At 68.7% G+C, this 16,847-nt stretch carries 17 protein-coding genes and 3 pseudogenes; 13 read left to right on the top strand and 7 right to left on the bottom strand.

Annotation, left to right across the window (positions count from 1 at the left end):
* The 4 genes and pseudogenes from ACZ7LS_RS34200 to ACZ7LS_RS34185 form a co-directional block, all read left to right on the top strand.
* Positions 1-144 (top strand): annotated as a pseudogene (locus ACZ7LS_RS34200) (IS5/IS1182 family transposase); the annotation flags it as partial.
* A gap of 468 nt (positions 145-612) precedes the next feature.
* Positions 613-1,051 (top strand): annotated as a pseudogene (locus ACZ7LS_RS34195) (ATP-binding protein).
* 173 nt (positions 1,052-1,224) lie between these two features.
* Complete coding sequence (locus ACZ7LS_RS34190) at positions 1,225-1,554, top strand: SGNH/GDSL hydrolase family protein (RefSeq protein WP_385133619.1); 330 nt, start codon at positions 1,225-1,227, stop codon at positions 1,552-1,554.
* A 116-nt stretch (positions 1,555-1,670) separates the two neighbouring features.
* A complete protein-coding gene (locus tag ACZ7LS_RS34185; protein ID WP_469450155.1) occupies positions 1,671-2,795 on the top strand; it encodes an MDR/zinc-dependent alcohol dehydrogenase-like family protein in 1,125 nt (374 codons plus the stop codon).
* On the opposite strand, the pseudogene ACZ7LS_RS34180 reads toward ACZ7LS_RS34185, so the two are convergent.
* Positions 2,758-3,271, bottom strand: a pseudogene (locus ACZ7LS_RS34180) (type 1 glutamine amidotransferase domain-containing protein). The gene ACZ7LS_RS34185 and the pseudogene ACZ7LS_RS34180 overlap by 38 nt on opposite strands.
* Before the next feature lie 303 nt (positions 3,272-3,574).
* Here ACZ7LS_RS34180 and ACZ7LS_RS34175 point away from each other — a divergent pair.
* Positions 3,575-4,264: a transposase gene (locus ACZ7LS_RS34175; RefSeq protein WP_385133624.1), complete on the top strand. Its 690-nt coding sequence runs from the start codon at positions 3,575-3,577 to the stop codon at positions 4,262-4,264.
* Between the two features lie 70 nt (positions 4,265-4,334).
* Here the strand turns inward: ACZ7LS_RS34175 and ACZ7LS_RS34170 are convergent, their stop codons facing one another.
* Positions 4,335-5,231, bottom strand: a complete 897-nt coding sequence (locus ACZ7LS_RS34170) for a haloalkane dehalogenase (RefSeq protein ID WP_385133627.1) — start codon at positions 5,229-5,231, stop codon at positions 4,335-4,337.
* Between the two features lie 284 nt (positions 5,232-5,515).
* Between ACZ7LS_RS34170 and ACZ7LS_RS34165 the strand changes: the two genes are divergently transcribed.
* A complete protein-coding gene (locus tag ACZ7LS_RS34165; RefSeq protein ID WP_385133630.1) occupies positions 5,516-5,800 on the top strand; it encodes a hypothetical protein in 285 nt (94 codons plus the stop codon).
* 158 nt (positions 5,801-5,958) lie between these two features.
* Positions 5,959-7,545, top strand: coding sequence for an amidohydrolase family protein (locus ACZ7LS_RS34160; RefSeq protein WP_385133633.1), 1,587 nt, complete (start codon positions 5,959-5,961; stop codon positions 7,543-7,545).
* A 117-nt stretch (positions 7,546-7,662) separates the two neighbouring features.
* Here the strand turns inward: ACZ7LS_RS34160 and ACZ7LS_RS34155 are convergent, their stop codons facing one another.
* Positions 7,663-7,851 (bottom strand): hypothetical protein, encoded by a 189-nt coding sequence (locus ACZ7LS_RS34155; protein WP_385133636.1) that lies wholly within the window; start codon positions 7,849-7,851, stop codon positions 7,663-7,665.
* A 290-nt stretch (positions 7,852-8,141) separates the two neighbouring features.
* Between ACZ7LS_RS34155 and ACZ7LS_RS34150 the strand changes: the two genes are divergently transcribed.
* From ACZ7LS_RS34150 to ACZ7LS_RS34135, 4 genes are all read left to right on the top strand, one after another.
* On the top strand, positions 8,142-8,462 hold the full coding sequence (locus ACZ7LS_RS34150) for a hypothetical protein (protein ID WP_385133639.1): 321 nt from the start codon (positions 8,142-8,144) through the stop codon (positions 8,460-8,462).
* Between the two features lie 709 nt (positions 8,463-9,171).
* The gene (locus ACZ7LS_RS34145; protein ID WP_385133642.1) at positions 9,172-9,981 is read left to right on the top strand and encodes an alpha/beta fold hydrolase; all 810 of its coding nucleotides are present in this window, start codon (positions 9,172-9,174) and stop codon (positions 9,979-9,981) included.
* Positions 9,978-11,243 (top strand): PP2C family protein-serine/threonine phosphatase, encoded by a 1,266-nt coding sequence (locus ACZ7LS_RS34140; protein ID WP_385133644.1) that lies wholly within the window; start codon positions 9,978-9,980, stop codon positions 11,241-11,243. The genes ACZ7LS_RS34145 and ACZ7LS_RS34140 overlap by 4 nt, the downstream gene beginning before the upstream one ends.
* Positions 11,240-11,608 (top strand): STAS domain-containing protein, encoded by a 369-nt coding sequence (locus ACZ7LS_RS34135; protein ID WP_385133647.1) that lies wholly within the window; start codon positions 11,240-11,242, stop codon positions 11,606-11,608. Before ACZ7LS_RS34140 ends, ACZ7LS_RS34135 begins: the two co-directional genes overlap by 4 nt.
* A 56-nt stretch (positions 11,609-11,664) precedes the next feature.
* Here the strand turns inward: ACZ7LS_RS34135 and ACZ7LS_RS34130 are convergent, their stop codons facing one another.
* Entirely contained in the window at positions 11,665-12,237 is a 573-nt protein-coding gene (locus ACZ7LS_RS34130) for a TetR/AcrR family transcriptional regulator (protein ID WP_382516346.1), read from the bottom strand.
* 66 nt (positions 12,238-12,303) lie between these two features.
* Here ACZ7LS_RS34130 and ACZ7LS_RS34125 point away from each other — a divergent pair, with 66 nt between their 5' ends.
* Positions 12,304-12,906 (top strand): NAD(P)H-dependent oxidoreductase, encoded by a 603-nt coding sequence (locus ACZ7LS_RS34125; RefSeq protein ID WP_385133650.1) that lies wholly within the window; start codon positions 12,304-12,306, stop codon positions 12,904-12,906.
* Between the two features lie 48 nt (positions 12,907-12,954).
* On the opposite strand, the gene ACZ7LS_RS34120 is transcribed toward ACZ7LS_RS34125, so the two are convergent.
* Positions 12,955-13,881 (bottom strand): MBL fold metallo-hydrolase, encoded by a 927-nt coding sequence (locus ACZ7LS_RS34120; protein ID WP_385133653.1) that lies wholly within the window; start codon positions 13,879-13,881, stop codon positions 12,955-12,957.
* Positions 13,881-14,264, bottom strand: a complete 384-nt coding sequence (locus ACZ7LS_RS34115; RefSeq protein WP_385133656.1) for a hypothetical protein — start codon at positions 14,262-14,264, stop codon at positions 13,881-13,883. Before ACZ7LS_RS34115 ends, ACZ7LS_RS34120 begins: the two co-directional genes overlap by 1 nt.
* Before the next feature lie 138 nt (positions 14,265-14,402).
* On the opposite strand from ACZ7LS_RS34115, the gene ACZ7LS_RS34110 reads away from it, so the two are divergent.
* The gene (locus ACZ7LS_RS34110) at positions 14,403-15,284 is read left to right on the top strand and encodes a LysR family transcriptional regulator (RefSeq protein ID WP_382970750.1); all 882 of its coding nucleotides are present in this window, start codon (positions 14,403-14,405) and stop codon (positions 15,282-15,284) included.
* 9 nt (positions 15,285-15,293) lie between these two features.
* On the opposite strand, the gene ACZ7LS_RS34105 is transcribed toward ACZ7LS_RS34110, so the two are convergent.
* Positions 15,294-16,724 (bottom strand): multicopper oxidase family protein, encoded by a 1,431-nt coding sequence (locus ACZ7LS_RS34105; protein WP_385133659.1) that lies wholly within the window; start codon positions 16,722-16,724, stop codon positions 15,294-15,296.
* Positions 16,725-16,847: the final 123 nt, after the last annotated feature.

Below are 16,847 nucleotides of genomic sequence, written 5' to 3'. Positions count from 1 at the left end.
GTGATCGAGCGCACCATGTCCTGGCTGACCGGGTACCGACGCCTCAACCACCGCTACGAACGGAAACCAGACAACTACCTGGCCTTTCTCGGCCTGGCATCCGCTCTCTGCTGCTACAAACGGCTCCTCAAACTGACCATGTAGGACACGGTCTTAGAACCCCACTGCCGAACTTCCCGGTGCGCGCGTCCGCAGCCGACGCCTTCACCGAGGTGCTGCTCACTGACTTCACTGCTGGGTACTGCGTCAACTGCGGTACTGCTCACGGCAACCCCTGATCACTGCGGGCCACCCGGTCCGGTCGCCAGTCCCGTCGCCGTCCCGCAACAACCCTGGCTTCGAAACTCCGCCACCGCACCGTCCTGCGATGCAACTGCGGGTACTGCTGCCCGGCAGTTCGTCTCTGCCAGGCCCTGCTGACTTCCTGGGCTACGAGAGAAACCATAACCAGGCCACCACCCAATGTCTACTCCAGCCACCATAGATTTTCGCGCGTTCGATGATGAGGTAATCGCACTCGAACGGCGATGACACAGGGGTTGGCGGACCACGGCCGGGCACAAGCACCGCGCAGACAACCGGGCATGACGATGCAAGGGCCAGGGTGATCTGGTGGACACGATGAGCGTCACTGTCGTACCCGCGCGATCCGCGACGTCCGTCGCCGTCGCACGCGCAGCGCCCGGGACTTCCACGCCGGTCTCGTAGATCCGATCCCAGCCGAGGCCGGCGCCGTGGCCTTGGTCGTCTCGGAGCTCGTCACCAACGCCTCGCGCCGCGGCGGCGGCAGCTGCACCCTGGACATGACCGCGCACCCGGACAGCATCGAGGTGGCCGTGCACGACCGACCGCAGCCCGCAGGCGCCGCGCATGCGCACCCGTGACCTCAACGGCGGCACCGGAGGCTTCGGCTGGCCCATGGTCAACCGCCTCGCCCACGGCACCTCGTTCACGCCGGCCGTCTGGCGGCAAGAGGGTCAGCGCAATTCTGCGCCTCGGTACCGGACTGCTCCTACCGACCTTGAAGGTCCTGCGGCCACCCCTCGCCTGACGGTCGGTTCGCTTCGCAGAAACGGTGAATATGGTCACCGATTCCGCGGTAGGTCGCGGCTCGTCGGGGTCTCGTTCCGCCGTCTGCGCGGGCGGGCCACGGCGGCAGCCACCGTCGTGCTCGCCGTCGGTTCTGTCCTTGCCCCCGCCACGGTCTCCACGGCCGCTGGAACGGTGACGCCCACGCCGCGTCCGAAGTACGTGGCGATCGGCGACTCCTTCACCGCGGGCGCCGGCCTCAAGCCGGAGGTTGAGGACGGCCGGTGCGCCGGCCAGCCGGAGAGGGACCGTCCCCACCAGCCGGCCGGCGCGATGGACTGGGACCTCACCGACCTCTCCTGCAACGGCGCGAGCCTGACGAAGCGGCACGGAGGAGCGGGCGGCTTCCGGGACAAGGCCCACGGCGTCGCAGATCCGATGATCGACAGTGTCATCTCCGACACCGACTACGTGGCGTTCCAGCTGCCCACTACGCTGTCGCTCGTGCGTTTGCGGGGCGGATGAGGGCGGGCCTCAGGCGTGAGGGCGACCTCGTCTCTGTCCCGTTCAACGTCGCCTGCGGCCGATGCCGCAACTACAGGGCGCGCCGGACCGACGTCTGCGAGAACACAAACCTCAAGGTGGCCTGCGGAGCATACGGCTTCAGCCTGGGCGACTGGACCGGCGGCCAGGCCGAATACCTGTTCGTCCCGTACGCCGACTTCCAGCTCCTGCGCTTCCCGGACAGGGACCAGGCCATGGCGAAGATGCGTGACCTGGCGCTGCTCTCGGACATCCTGTCCACCGCTTTCCACGGCCTCATGGAGGCCGGTGCCAAGCCGGGCTCAACCGTGTACATCGCCGGCGCCGGCCCGGTCGGCCGTTGCGGCGCAGCAGCGGCGCGCCTCCTCGGAGCGTCCTGCATCATCGTCGGCGACTACAGGAAGGACCGCTTGGAGCTGGTGAAGAAGAACGGCTGCGAGACGATCGACCTGAGCCAGAACGCAGCGCTCACCGACCAGATCGAAGCCATCCTTGGCGAACCCATGGTCGACTGCGCAGTCGACTACGTCGGTAACGAGGCACACGGCATCGGCCTCGACGCCGATGACATGGCCCCGGCATACGCCATCAATCAGGTGATCGACGCCACCCGCGCGGGCGGAGCCACCGGAGTCATCGGCGTCTACGGCCCCGACCCGCTCGCAAAGTCGAAGGCCGAGCAGGAGGGAACGTACCCGGTCGACTTCGGCAAGGCTTGGATCAAATCGCCGCGGATCGCCGCGGATCGCCGCCGGGCAGGCACCGATCATGCACTACAACCGCGAGCTGATGTCGGGGCCGACCTCGATGACCTCCCCGGTCATCTCGTGCCCCATCACCATGCCCTGGGGCACCGGGAAGGACCCGCGGTAGATGTGCAGGTCGCTCCCACAGATGTTGGTGGCGACGATCCTGAGGATGACGCCATGCGGGGCCTTCTTGCCGTTCGGCATCTGAAGCTTCGGGAAGTCCAGAGACTCAACGCGCATGTCTTTCGGGTTCTGGAAGACGATGGCGCGGTTGCTGCTTGCCATGACGATCTCCTCTGCGGTGGCTTTGCGATCTCGGCTTTTGCAACGTTGGGCTGCCACCAAACGTATGCGCGCCAGCGCCAACCTCTATGTCCTCCGTGCCATTGCACTAACGCTGCGCGCCACGCTCTCGGCCAGGTACGTCTTCTCCCGATCAGGCGGGTTGCGGTGCGTTGGCGAAGCATTCGATGAGCGCCTCGCAGAAGGCGGGGAGGTCCTGCGGGCCGCGGCTGGAAAGCAGCTGGCGGTCGATCACGACCTCCTCGTCGACGACCTCGGCGTCGGCGTTGCGCAGGTCAGTACGAATGCTGGGCCAGGAGGTGAGGCGGCGACCGCGCAGCACGCCAGCCTCTGCCAGGGTCCAGGGTCCAGGGTCCGTGGCAGATGGTGGCAACGGGATTCCCGGTCTCCACGAACTCCCTCACGAAGGCGACGGCGTCGGGGTCGGTGCGCAGCTGGTCGGGGTTCATGGTGCCGCCGGGCAGCAGGAGCGCATCGTAGTCACCCACACGGGCGTCGGCGACCTTCTTGTCCACGGTAAAGGTTCCGGCCGGGTCGATGTCCATTTGGCGCGCGTTGATCTCGCCGGTGTGGACGGACAGGAGTTCCGCCTGCGCTCCGGCGCCCAGCAGTGCGCCGAGAGGTTGTTCGAGCTCGACCTGCGGCATCTGCTCAATGAGTGGGATCCGATCGGCGTCGCTGACGAGGTGCAAGACGAGTACGACTGCATGCTTGTCCCTCTCCTGTAGCGGCTCCGGCGTGGCGCCGACCAAGCGGAGATCGGCGAGTTCCTGCGGCATGAGCTGGAAGATCACTTCGGTCTCACCCCTCTTCCGTCAGAGCCGGAAGCGATGGCTGTCAGAGTGACCTCCTGGTGGACAGTTACCGCCCAAACCGATGGCACCGGCTGCGTGTAGTCGCTCCCTCCGGATCGTCGCTCGTTGTCCGGGTGTGCCGTTGACTGACGCGCAGTGGGCGCGGATCGAGCCGTTGCTTCCGGACCGGACACGGAGCGGGGCGGCCGATGGCGGGACCACAGAGAGGTGATCGACGCAATCGCCTGGAAGTTTCAGACCGGGGCACAGTGGGGGCAGCTGCCGGAGAGGTACGGCAACTGGCGGGGCGTCTACAACCGCTTGCGGATGTGGTCCGCCGAAGGCACGTGGGAGCGGTTGTTCACCGAGCTTGTTCACCGCGCTTGTGGCACAGGCCGACGCCGACGGGGAGCTGAACTGGGTCGTCTCGGTGGACTCCACGATCGTGCGAGCCCATCAGCACGCGGCCGGAGCCCCCTGCGGTCAAGGACGATTGGGTTCCGCTTGGCTGAGACTACGCGGCGGGGGCCGGTCGCGATGACCGGCCACCGCTGGTTGTGGTTCAGTGTTCCCGGTCAGACCTTGCGCCAGGCGCAGGTGGTAACCGCGCTGGTGCAGTGCTCGAAACCGGGGTTGGACAGAAATAAACCGTCATTGTCCAGCAGGCGCCACGCTGGGGCGGGGCGGGGCGCGGCGTGGCGTGGCGCAAGCGCACAGATGGCGCGGGGCATCCTGACCGGGGAGGTGCACGACCCGTCGTGGGGCGTGCCAGGCGTCTGCCGCCGTAAGAGCCGGCCGACCCCGCGTATCGACGGCCCGGGGTTCAGGATCGCGCGCTCGCGATGACTGCGGCACCCCGCCCGGCCGCCGGCGCGGCCCGGCGTGCCGGAGGATCGCGGACCGGCACCGGCCTCGGTTACCGACGCGGTTCGGTGCCGCGGATGTCCCGGACGAAGTCCGCGACCGCGGGGCCGATCAGATCCGCGCTGTCCTCCTGGACGAAGTGGTTACCCGGCACGTTCACCTGGGTCTGATTCGGCCAGGCCCGGCAGAACTCGCGCTGTCTCCCGAGCAGGATCACGCCGGGGTCCACCTCGACGTACAGCTTCGGCACCGGCGAGGTGGCCAGCCACTGGCCGTATTCCTCGACGATCCGCACCACGTCGGCGGGTTCACCCGCGATCGGCAGCTGACGGGGCCAGCTCAACGTGGGTCGCCGGCTCTCACCGGGAGTGAGGTAGGGCGCGCGGTAGACGGCCATCTCCTCCTCGGTCATGTCCCGCAGGACTCCGCCCGGAAGGAGCTTTTCGACGAAGACGTTGTCGGAGATCACCATGGACTCGCCGGCCGGAGAACGGAGTGCCTGGAAGATCTCCCGGCCCACGCGAAAGTCCTCCCACTCCCTCGGAGCCACGATCGCCTCCATGTAGGCGATCCCGGCGACCCGCTCCTGGTGCTGGTACGCCCAGTCGAACCCGAGCGCGGAACCCCAGTCGTGCACGACGAACACGGCGTCGTCGCCCAGGCCGAGGTGATCCCAGAGGGCGAACAGGTATTCCCGCTGCTCCTGGTAGGAGTAGCTGTCCGGGCCCGACGACGGCAGCGGAGCGGAGTCGCCCATCCCGACGAGGTCGCAGGCGATCAGCCGACCCAGACCCTCCAGGTACGGCATCACGTTGCGCCACAGGTAGGACGAGGTCGGGTTGCCGTGCTGGAAGATGATCGGAGCCCCCTCTCCCTCGTCGATGTAGGCCATCCGGACCCCGTTGATCTCGGCGAACTCCTTCTCCGCATAGGGACGGTCATTCGGCATGGCTGCCTCCGGGGCGGGTCGCGGAACTCGACCGCGAGGTGATTGACATCGGTGGTGATGGCCGGCTCGGGGCCGGCGGGCCCGCCGACGGGTCGGCGCAGCACTGAGGGGTGCGCCGGGAAGACGGGGCCACAGATCGAAGCAGTGTGCTGGACACTAGTGCGCGACGGGTGGGTTTCCGGCGGATGAGGGGCGCTGTCGACGTCGGGTCCGCGTGGCACCGCTGTATCGGCGTAGGGCCGGACCTGCCGGCGTGCCCCGGCCGCCGCATGAATGAGGTGTGGTTGCCCCCGACGGGCACAGAGCTGGTCGCCTGCCTCAAGGAGCTCGTCGCATACGCTGGTCACCGAAAGAAGCCGGCCGTCAAGGCCGGGATGAACGCGGGCAAGTCCCCCTCAGTCGCCTCGCTCTACCGGGCACTCGCGGAAGCCGAGGCCGCCGCGGCCGACGACGGCCTGCTCCTGCTGCCCAAGCCCGTCCGCAGAAGGGCCGGATTCCACCGCGGACAGTCCGTGAGCCCACGGCGACGGGGCGACGCGGCGTGGTCACTCCGGCCGGCGGCCGGTTGACGGGCGGGGCAACCCCAGCGCCGGGGACGGCCCTCGGTGGTGCCAGCAACACCCCCACATGAACTGTCTGGCCGCACTGTCCTGTCGCCCCGTGTCCGCCAGAGTCGTGGGGGTCGGCGGACACGGCCGACGGAATCACAAGTGGGAGGGGAAACAGCATGTCCGAAGCAACAGTCGGGGCACATCGCGGCATGGCCCGACGAGGCTTCCTGGCCGGGGCCGCCGCCGTGACGGGTACGGCGCTGACGAGCACGGCGGCCGCCGGCACGGCACGCGCGGCCGGGACGGGGGCCGGAAACGGCGCCGACACCGGCCCGTTGGCGTTCACCCACGTCACCGTGATCGACGGATCGGGCGCACCCCCGGCCCCCGGCATGACGGTCGTCGTCGAGGGCGGCCGCATCACCGGACTCGCCCCGAGCGCACGCACCCGGCTCCGCCCGGGCACCCGTACGGTCGACCTGACCGGCAAGTACCTGATCCCGGGACTGATCGAGGCGCACACCCACAGCGACGGCCCGGAGACAGTGATCCCGGCGCTGTACGCCCTCGCCGGCGTCACCACGGTCCGGGAGATGCGGGGTCAGCCGGTCCACCACGAGTGGCGCGAGAAGATCCGCAGCCGCGCGTTGCTCGGCCCCCGCTGGCTGGTCGGCAGCCCCATCGTCGACGGAGCGCCCTCACTGTGGGCGGCCGACGTGGGCCCGACCATCGAGGTGCGCGACGCGGCCGAGGCCCGGCGCGCCGTACGGCGGGTCAAGCGCGAGGGCGCGGACTTCGTCAAGGTGTACTCCCGCCTGTCCCGCGAGGCCTACTTCACTATCGCGGACGAGGCACGGCGCCAGGGCATCCCCCACCTCGGGCACTGCCCCGACACCGTACGGATCGCGGAGGCGAGCGCCACCGGCCACCGCACCATCGAGCACCTGCACGCACTGCTCCTGGCGACCTCGCGGCACGAGAAGGAGATACGGCGCCGCCTGGCCGCCGTACGGATCGACCCGCGCGACCCAAGCAGCCTGTCCCGCTACCACAGCTGGTTCCAGCAGGTGCATCCCCTCGAATGGCGGGCGGTGCAGGGCTACGACCGGGACCGGGCGGACGCCCTCTTCCGGAGCCTGGCGGCCGATGGGACCGCAGTCGTCCCCACGCTCAGCGTGCACCGCACACTGGAGCTGCCCGACGACGTTCCGTCCCGGGCCGAGGAGTGGAAGTACCTGCCCGCCTGGCAGGTGGAGAGCTGGCCGGACCAGCTGGCGGCCCTGACCGGTGGGCGCACCCCCGAGCAGGACCGGCGGATCCGTCAGATCTTCGCGCACCGGCTCCGGCTGGTGAGCGAGCTGCACGGCGCGGGTGTGCGGCTGGCGGCGGGCACCGACACCGGCACGGGATACCTCGTCCCGGGCTTCGCCCTCCATGACGAGCTGGCGCTGCTCGTGGCGGCCGGCCTCACCCCGGCTGAGGCCCTGCGCGCGGCCACGCGCGACGCGGCCCGCACCCTCGGCCTGCCCGCCGTCGGCACCGTGGCCCGCGGACAGGCCGCCGATCTGCTCGTCCTCGACGCCGACCCACTGCGTGACATCCGTAACACCCGCCGCATCCATGGCGTGGTCGTCGACGGCAGGTGGATACCACCGCAGGAACGCAGCCGGCTGCTCGCGGCGGTGGAAGAGGCCGCCGCCCAGACCTCGCCGCCCCAGGAGGGGGCGACCATGACGGGCTGCGGGTGCGGCGGACACCCCTGACAGCCCTCCGGCGCAGATCCGCACATGGATGACTTCAAGGTCAGCGTCCGCGTGTTGCTGCTGGCGGAGGCCCGCGACGTCGGCCTGGTCCCGGTGGCCAAGCCGAACGTGCCGGCGTCACCCGGCGCGCGCCTGGTCCAGGTCGACCAGGAGCACCTGCGGGCCGAGACCATCGGCGCCGCCAGCGGGATGCTCGGCGCCGCCCAGGCCGAGGTGCGTGGCGGAAGCCCCGGCCAGGCGGATGGTTCGCCAACTGCCGGTCGTTGTCGGGGCCTTGGGTACGAGGTCGTCGAACAGCTTGAGCATGCCGTGTCCGGCCCGCGTGCTGGCGCGGAACGGGTCGGCGTTCCGATAGCCGGTCTCCGAGCGGGCTTCGAACAGTTCGGCGCACTGCGCGTCGCGGGTTGCTCGGTGTCGGCCGAAGCTGTTCCAGAACTCGTGATCTGTGACGTTCTACGGCAGTGGACCGGGTCGGTAGAGCCACTGTGGTCCCTGCAGTCACCTGAGACTCATCAGTCTCGGTGTTTGTGCAACCTGCTTCGATCACCTGGCGTCTCATTTCATGACGGACGAATGCCGATCACGCGGGAGTGCACGTGGCGAAGAAGGACCGGACAACGGACGCGGCGAGGGAGAAGGACCGCGAGAAGTGGATGGCGCGTTTCCAGGTACGGCTGGCCATGCAGCCGGGCGTGGACCGGGCAGTGGTGCTCCAGGCGGTCAAGGATGTCACGGCGCACTGCGCGGATTCGGGAGAGCACCCGCAGGCCGCTTTCGGCGACCCGGATGCCTATGCCGTGCAGACCGCCGAGCGGTTGGTGCCGGCGGACGTGGCGTCACGCGCGAGGCGGCACGACGCCGCGGTGGACGCGCTCGGCTCCGTGCTGAAAAAGGCCAAGGACGTCACGGGGCTGTGACTGGAGGGCAGCACGCGCGCGCGAGCTGAGAAGCCCACGAAGGCCGGCTGACCTCTGCTGCCACCCGCTCCGACGGCCTGTGCATTCGTGGCCCCGTTCCGGGATGACGCCGAGTGCCTTCGCCGGCTGCGGTATCCCGAGCCACCCGACCGACGCCACCGTCTGGAGCTGTTCGCCGACGTCTACGGCCTGACCTCCGCCGATGGCCTGGCCGGCGTGGTCATCGATGTCCAGCAGACCGCGACCGAGCAGGTCCGCGGGCTCGCCGGGCGGAACCTGCAGCCGCAAATCCGCTGGTCAACGGCTACCTCGACGACCTCGCCCAACGAGTCGCCTGGAGCCGAGCCAACCGCCATCTTTTCGAGTGAGCGGGTCGATCTGCTGGAGAAGCCTCAAGAAGGCTCACTTATGATCCGTTCACGAGCTCGCGGCCAACGGCGAGGCGCTCGCGGAGCTGCTTCAGCCGGTCGCTTCCCGGCGTCGGGATCTCTTCGTCCGCGTGGAGAGTGCCTCTGGGCGCATGTGCAAGGCCAAGCGGGGGGCGTGAAGAGCCCTCACATGTACGTCGTCGCCACCGGGGCCCGGACGGCCCCCTGAGGTTACGGGCCGCGCACCTGCCCACCGTGCACGAGATGACGCCCGAGGAGAACGCGCGTCGATCGCGTTGCTGCCGGTGGCCTCGGCGATGGCGTCTGCGACTATGAGTCGTATGGACGTGCGGATCAGGAACCATGTGACGGTGACCGGCCGGGCTGATGGCCCGGTGGTGATGCTGGCGCACGGGTTCGGATGCGACCAGCACATGTGGCGCCTGGTGGTACCGATCCTGGAACGCGACTTCACCGTCGTTCTCTTCGATCACGTGGGGGCGGGGCGTTCCGATCTGTCGTCGTGGAACGAGGAGCGGTACTCCACGATGGGCGGCTACGCCGAGGACGTGCTGGAGATCTGTCGTGAACTGGCGCTCGGCCCGGTGACGTTCGTCGGGCACTCGGTGAGCGCGATGATGGGGGTGCTCGCCGTGGCGCGGCAGCCCGAGGCGTTCGCACGCCTGGTCCTGCTCGCGCCCTCGCCATGTTTCATCGACGACCCTGCCTCCGGTTACCGGGGCGGGTTCAGCGCCGGAGACATCGACGAGCTGCTGGAGTCCCTGGACGCGAACTATCTGGGCTGGTCGGGTGCCATGGCCCCGGTCATCATGGGCAATCCGGAGAGGCCGGAACTGGGCGAAGAGCTGACCAACAGCTTCTGCCGCACCGATCCGGACATCGCGCGTGTCTTCGCCAGAGTCACGTTCCTGTCGGACAACCGCGCGGACCTGGCCCGGGTGAGCGTCCCCACGCTGGTCGCCCAGTGCTCCAGCGACGCCATCGCCCCGCCCGAGGTGGGCTTGTTCGTACAGTCGCGGATTCCCGGCAGTCAGCTGGTGACGCTCAACGCGACCGGGCACTGCCCCCAGCTCGCCGCCCCGGAGGAGACCGCCGCGGCCATCGCCGCGTTCGCCGGAGCGGGCGGATGATGGGCAGGGCCGGCGGCGAGGAAGAGGGCGGCCGGAACGTGGAGCGCGGGTCGGCTGATGAGCGGGAGCAGTTCTTGGCACTGCTGGAGGACAGCGCGGAGGACCTGTACGAGAACGCGCCGTGCGGCTACCTCTCCACCCTTCTGGACGGCACCATCGCGAAGATCAACACAACGTTGCTGGGCTGGCTCGGCCACGAACGCGACGTTCTGGTGGGCCGCAGAACGTTCTCCGACCTGCTCACCGTCGGCGGCCGGCTCTACCACGAGACACACTTCGCACCGCTGCTGCGCATGCAGGGCGAGATCAGCGGCATCGCCCTGGAACTGAACGCTGCCGACGGCAGCCGCCTGCCGGTCCTGGTGACCTCCACCGTCCGTACGGGCAGCGACGGCGAGCCACTGCTGATCCGCACCACCGTCTTCGATGCCCGAGACCGCCGCGCGTATGAGAGCGAACTGTTGCGCGCCCGCCAGGAGTCGGAGCGGGAACGCGAACGCCTGAAGGCCCTGAACGTCACACTGCAGAAGACGCTGCTTCCGCCCGCCCTGGCCAATGTGCCCGGCCTGGAAGTGGCCGCTTACTACCACATCGCCTCTCTCGATGAGGTCGGCGGCGACTTCTACGACCTGTTCCCACTCGCTGACGGCACCTGGGGAATGTTCCTGGGTGATGTGTGCGGCAAGGGCGCCGCCGCGGCGGCCGTCACCTCTCTCGCGCGCTACACCCTGCGCGCCGCAGCCGTCTACGACCCGGATCCGGCCGCCGTCCTCACCAACCTCAACACCGTCCTGAACCACGAGTACAACGGCACCGACCCACGCTTCTGCACCGTCATCTTCGGTCTGCTCACACCCGACACCGATCGAGGCGGCTTCCACATCACCCTGGCCAGCGGCGGACACCCCCCTGCCCTGCTGATGCGCGCGGACGGCACCGCCGACTATCTGCCCACCCCGGGCGGGCAGCTCATCGGCATCCTGCCGCACGCTCACATCGCCACCACCACCCTCCGCCTCGACCCCGGCGACACGCTGCTCCTGCACACCGACGGTCTGACCGAAGCCCGCACTCCCGCGGGCGGGGACCGCTACGGCGACGACGCCCTCCACGACCTCGGCCACACCCTGGCCCCCACCACCGCATCAGCCACCATCGGCGCGATCCGCGACCTTCTCGACACCTTCGACGCCGGAGTGGAAGACGACACCGCCATCCTGGCCATCCACGTACCCCGGCTCGGCAGCGAAGAGCAGCGGTGACCCAGCACCTGACCTTCCTCAGCCGTATCACCACCGCGGGAGCGGTCATCGAGCTCACCGGGGAACTGGACCACCACACGGCACCCGAGGTACGCGCGGCCCTGCCCGGACTCGGACTACGCGCGGGCCAGCAGCTCACTCTCGACCTTGGCGGCCTCACGTTCTGCGACTCGACCGGCATCACGGTGCTCATCGCCGCCCGTAACCACGCCCTGGCAGCGAACTCGACCATCGCACTGGCCGCCGTCCCCGAACGCGTCGGCCGGATCTTCCGCAACGTCGGCCTGGAACATACTTTTCCCACCCATCCCACCACTCAGGCCGCCGAAGACGCCTGGCGATCAGCACCTGACCCGCGGTGGTGAGGGCGAGACCGAGGGCCGCACGCCGGCCTTCCCGACCCCCGGTGTGACAGGCCGTTCTAGGAGTTGACAAGGCCGAGCAGCACGGTGGTGATGGTTGACCGGGCGAGTCCAGGGCTGATGGTCCCACGAGCGGCCGCCTCGCCCAGGGCGTCCGCGGCACCCAGGAATGCGATCGCTGCCTCTTCGCCGAGGACGGCGGCGCCGTCGGCGCTTTCTATGGCCTGTCGGCAGACGTCGAGGTAGCGGCGCTCGGATTCCCTTCTCGTCTTCTCAAGGTCCGGAGAACCGACGAGTGCGGCCAGCACTCCACCGAGCTCGGCGCCTTGGGAGAGCACGCACGCGATATGAGCCGTCGCGATCGCTTCGACCCGCTGACGCAACTCCGGCGGTGTGTGCGCCAACGCGGTGCGCAGGTCGGTGATATGCCGATGGTCGAAGTCCTGGTACAGCGACAGGAGCAGCGCCGAGCGTGAGGGGAAGTGATCGTAGACGACGGGCTTGGAGATCCCCGCTCTGCCGGCCAGGTACGTGAGTGTGAGGGCGTCCGAGCCTTCGGTGGCGATGATGTCACGGGCGATACCGACGAGCTGGGCTCGCCGGTCGGCGCTGGAGAGCCGTCGCGCGGTCATGTCCACCAGCCTCTCGATCGGGGTAACCTACTACTAGTAGGTTACCCCGATCGAACAGAGGCGCCGATGCATACCTTGCTGATCACCGCGCATCCAGAACCCGAATCCCTGACGCATCACGTACTGGGAAGGCTTGAGACAGCTCTTCACCCCACGTCAGTCGAGGTCGCAGACCTGTCGGCGGAACGGTTCGACCCGAGATTCACCCTGGCGGACCGCCGCGCGTACCGGGAGGGCCGCGATTATCCGGCCGACATCGTACGTGAGCACCGGCGGCTTGAGCGTGCCACCGATCTCGTACTGATCTTCCCCGTCTACTGGTGGTCGATGCCCGCGCTGCTGAAGGGGTGGATCGACCGCGTTTTCATCAATGGCTGGGCCTTCGAGTACTCTCCGGCTTCCGGGCTTCGCCCGGGACTTCAGGCACTCACAACGCATCTCCTGCCCATTGCCGGTGACGATGCCGGCGCGTACGAGCGTCATGGGTACGAGGCGGCGCTGCGGACGCAGATCGAGCACGGGATCGTCGACTACTGCGGCAGCCGACGCGGTGCCACGGCGTTCGTTCACGAATCGGAACAGGCTTCTTCCGAGGTCACCACTGAGAGCGTCGACCGTGCGGTGCGGATCATCAGCGCTGCCGTTCTCGCCCAACCGGCACGAGCATGACCGGCGTGCGGCCGCCCGCCGTCGTGCTCGATGCCGACGGGGTCAGGGTCACACACCGCTGTGGCGGCCGGCGGTCCAGTCGGGGATCGGATCGTACGCGCGGACGTCGTGAGCGGGCACCACATGCATCCGGCCGGCCAGGGCGATGATGCGCAGGAGTCCGTCCCGCACCTGCGTCGGGTGGACGTCCGCGAGTATCCGCAGCATCTTCGGCCGCTCCGCCCGAAGGGTCACACCCTCCATCTGCCAGGTCAGGTCGCCGATGAAGGCGAACCGGCGGCCGTCCGGAAGACTGACGAAGACCACGACCGAGCCGTCCGTGTGTCCTCCGGCCTCCACGATGACCACCGAGCCGTCGCCGTAGACGTCATGGCTGCCCGGAAAGCCGAGGTACGGTGGCCCGTCGAACGTGTAGTGGTGGATCTCGCGACGGCTCGTGACCTCGCGGAACACCACGGCATCCTTGGCGCGGTCGACGTACCGGCCCTCCGCCGGGTTCATCCAGACCGGCGCGTCAAGCTCCGCCAAGCCGCTGACATGGTCCCAGTGGGCGTGGGTGATGACGACGCCTCGCAGCCGCGCCATGTCGTAGTTCGTCGCGGCCAGTTGATCCCGGACCGTGTCACCGGGTTCGTGTGGGGTCCGCCGGTAGGACGGCATGGTCGCGATGTGCGCTTCGACATTCGCGCCGAATCCGGCGTCGATCAGCAGATCGCCGGCGGGATGCCGGACGAGCACGGCTGTGGCCGCGAACTTTCGCAGCTCACTGAACGCTCCGCCGCGGTATGCCAGGAAGGCCCGATTCTCGTACGTACCGGTCGGGAGCTTGTAGATCGCCATGTCGGCGGGGGGTGAGGCGTCCGGCAGCGGGCCCGTCCACGGCGCCGGTGCCGGAAGCGGGGCAGGCCGGAACGACCGGAATACGATGAGCGCGGCGGCGATACCGGCGAGTACTACGCCGGTCAAGATGTACATCACGGGATGGGCCTTTCTGGAGGCGCTTGCTGTGCGCTGGTCTCCGGAACGGGTTGTTGGAAGAAGTGGTGGATCTCCTCTGCCGCCAGGGACGTGCGTGCCTGGCCCACGTACAGGGACAGCAGCACGGTGAGTACTTCGAGCGCGGGCTGGTCGAGCCCGGCACGGACCGCGCGTTGCAGGTGTGTGGTGAACCGATTGCCGCGCACACCTTCACAGATCAGTGCGGTGAGGATCGCGACGCTGCGGCTGCGATCGTCCAGCGACGGGTCGTTCCAAGCCGGCCCTCCGGCCGCGAGAATGGCCTCTCCGGCGAATCGTCTCCCGACCCGGTCCGAGAGCAGGCTCGGCAGCTCGCGCGCTGTCGCCGAAGGTCTCTGCATACACCGCGATGCCGCGTTCGGTCCGTTCGTTCAGCATGGCTTTCTTCTCGTGGGTCACTCTTCGATTGGACCCCGGTCGGGGGACGGCGGTCCAACACCTGATCAGGCAGGGCAATACCGTCAGGGTATGGTTGAAGGGTGGTGGATCTTCGCTCTCTTGGCTACTTCGTCGCGGTGGCGGAGGAGCTCAACGTGGGCCGGGCGGCGACCCGGCTGCACATGTCGCAGCCGCCGCTGAGCAGGGCGATTCAGCAGCTTGAGGGGTACCTCGGCGTCGAGTTGTTCACGCGTTCCGCGCGCGGGATGACCCTGACCCAGGCCGGCCACGCGCTGTTGCCCGAAGCACGGGAAGTGCTCGCGCGAGTCGAGAGCCTGCCTTCACTGGTGTCACAGGCGGCCGATGTGCGCACCATCACCATCGGGACGCTGGCCGACAGCGTGGACCGTGCGGGCCGCGGGCTCATCGAGGCGTTCCGCTCCCGCTATCCCGGCGTCGAGATCCGCATGGTCGAGGGAGACCTCACCGACCCCACGGTGGGGGTCGACCGAGGTCTGGTCGATGTCGCTGTCACGCGTGGCCCGTTCAAGGCGACCGGAGTCGCGGTCGCCGAGATCCGCCGGGACCCGGTCGGCGTCGTCATGCAGGCGACGGATCCGCTCGCCTCCCGCGAGCGGCTGCAGTTGGACGAGCTGCGGGACCGTCGCTGGTTCCGTGTCCCTGACACCGCCGACCCGCTCTGGAGGGACTACTGGGCCGGCGGCCGCGAGCCCGCGGACGGAGCCGACACCATCGTGCGGACTGTACGGGAATGCATTCAGGCTGTGCTGTGGTCCAACTCGATCGGGCTCGCTCCGCTGACGATCAACCGGGCACCCGGCATTGTTGTCGTTCCGGTGGACGGTGTCGCGCCCAGCCCTCTCGTCGTCGCGTGGCGGCGGCGTGACCGGCGGCCGCTCGTACACGGTTTTGTCGATGTCACGACGGCCACCGCACGCTCCGTGCGACAAGGCAGCGGCTGATCCCTTACGTCACCGCACTACGAAGTTGGTCATCATCGCCATGTCCTCGTGCTCAAGGTTGTGACAGTGGAAAACGTACGTGCCGCGGTATCCGTCGAATCTGATCGCGATGGCCACCTCCTCGGCAGGCCGGAGGTCGACGGTGTCCTTCCAGCCGGCGTCGAACGGGCCCGGCCCTTCGGAGCCACGCGACAGTACCTGGAACGGATGCAGGTGGAGATGCACCGGATGATGGAAGTCGGCACGCAGGCGCCAGACCTCCACAGTGCCGAGCCGGGGACCGGCGGCGATGTGACCGGGTGAGAAGGCACGTTGACCGATCAGCCATCCGTGCCCGCCGCGCACCTCACCGGCCCGGAAGGAGAACGACCGGGTGGTGACGGCCTGCTCCGCGGTGAGCCGTTCGACGGTTGACAGCCTGGCAGGCAGGACGAAGTCGTCCCGTGCGGGCCTTCCGACGACGAACCGCATCACCTTCCCCATCGGGCCGTCGTCGAAGTCGTTCACGACGGTCACCTCGGTGCCGGGGCGGTACCCGGAGAAGTCGACGATCACGTCCATCAGGATCCGCAGCCGGTACTGGACGGCGTCCACCTCCGCGACGGGCCATGGGACGCCGTTGACCAGCATGGTGTCGCCGAGTACGCCGGCGACGTAGTCGTCGCTCACTCCCGGGGTGTGGAGAAGGCCCGGATCGATGCTCGGGTACCGGAACGAGCCGTCCGCGGCGAAGCTGCGATCGGTGATCATCAGCGGGAGCTCCCGTGCGCCGGACGGCAGCCCCAGTCCGTCCTCCTCCTCGTCACGGTGGATGTGGAATCCGGCGAGGCCACGCCACACACTCGGCCCGGTGAAGTCCATCCGGTGGTCGTGGTACCAGAGGGTGGCGGCGCGCTGGCCGAGAGGGAACGTGTACTCACGGGATCCGTGTGTCGTGTCACCCACCATCGAATCGCCGCCGTGACCGCCGTGGTGACTCATGCCCGGGGGATAGACGAAGTCGATGGGGTGGCCGTCGCTGGACGCCGGCGTGCGACCACCGTGCAGATGGACGACCGTTGGCACGGGCAGGCGGTTGACATGCGTGACGATCGCGGGTCGTCCCCGCCGGCTCTCGATGGTCGGCCCGGGGAAGGTGCCGTTGTACCCCCAGATCCGGGTCGTGGCACCGGGGACGATCGACGCGGACGCGGCGGTCTGGACGATGCGATAGTGATCCCCGTCCGCATCGGACCTGCCCGGGCTGAGCACCCGGGGGACCGTCAGCCGACGGGTGAACGCGGTGGGGAGGGGCCGCTCGCTCCGCAGCAGATTTCCGGTCGACTCGGTTCCGGCGCCCGCCACCAGCAACGGCGTACCGATTCCGACGCCGACCGCCCCCGCGATGCCGGCGCCGAGGAACGCGCGGGTATAAACGAGGGCCCTCGCAGCGAGCGACATCCGGACCGGGATCAGCGGCTCGGCGTCTCGCGCAACCGCGAGACGTCGCCGAGGACGAGACGTCCGTTGTCGTCCCGCGCGAGCTGCTCACGCGATTCGCGCCGAAGGAGTGCGTTCACGCGC

It is taken from the genome of Streptomyces sp. NPDC039430, from assembly GCF_055639435.1.
The sequence above is the reverse complement of the archived record's forward strand: the minus strand, read 5'-3'. Positions and strand labels throughout refer to the sequence as shown.

Coding starts and splice junctions, on each gene's coding strand:
- ACZ7LS_RS34170 (WP_385133627.1), bottom strand. CDS start 5,231: ATGCCGAATGACCGTCCCTATGCGGAGAAGGAGTTCGCCGAGATCAAC.
- ACZ7LS_RS34160 (WP_385133633.1), top strand. CDS start 5,959: ATGTCCGAAGCAACAGTCGGGGCACATCGCGGCATGGCCCGACGAGGC.
- ACZ7LS_RS34155 (WP_385133636.1), bottom strand. CDS start 7,851: ATGCTCAAGCTGTTCGACGACCTCGTACCCAAGGCCCCGACAACGACC.
- ACZ7LS_RS34145 (WP_385133642.1), top strand. CDS start 9,172: ATGGACGTGCGGATCAGGAACCATGTGACGGTGACCGGCCGGGCTGAT.
- ACZ7LS_RS34140 (WP_385133644.1), top strand. CDS start 9,978: ATGATGGGCAGGGCCGGCGGCGAGGAAGAGGGCGGCCGGAACGTGGAG.
- ACZ7LS_RS34130 (WP_382516346.1), bottom strand. CDS start 12,237: ATGACCGCGCGACGGCTCTCCAGCGCCGACCGGCGAGCCCAGCTCGTC.
- ACZ7LS_RS34125 (WP_385133650.1), top strand. CDS start 12,304: ATGCATACCTTGCTGATCACCGCGCATCCAGAACCCGAATCCCTGACG.
- ACZ7LS_RS34120 (WP_385133653.1), bottom strand. CDS start 13,881: ATGTACATCTTGACCGGCGTAGTACTCGCCGGTATCGCCGCCGCGCTC.
- ACZ7LS_RS34115 (WP_385133656.1), bottom strand. CDS start 14,264: ATGCAGAGACCTTCGGCGACAGCGCGCGAGCTGCCGAGCCTGCTCTCG.
- ACZ7LS_RS34105 (WP_385133659.1), bottom strand. CDS start 16,724: ATGTCGCTCGCTGCGAGGGCCCTCGTTTATACCCGCGCGTTCCTCGGC.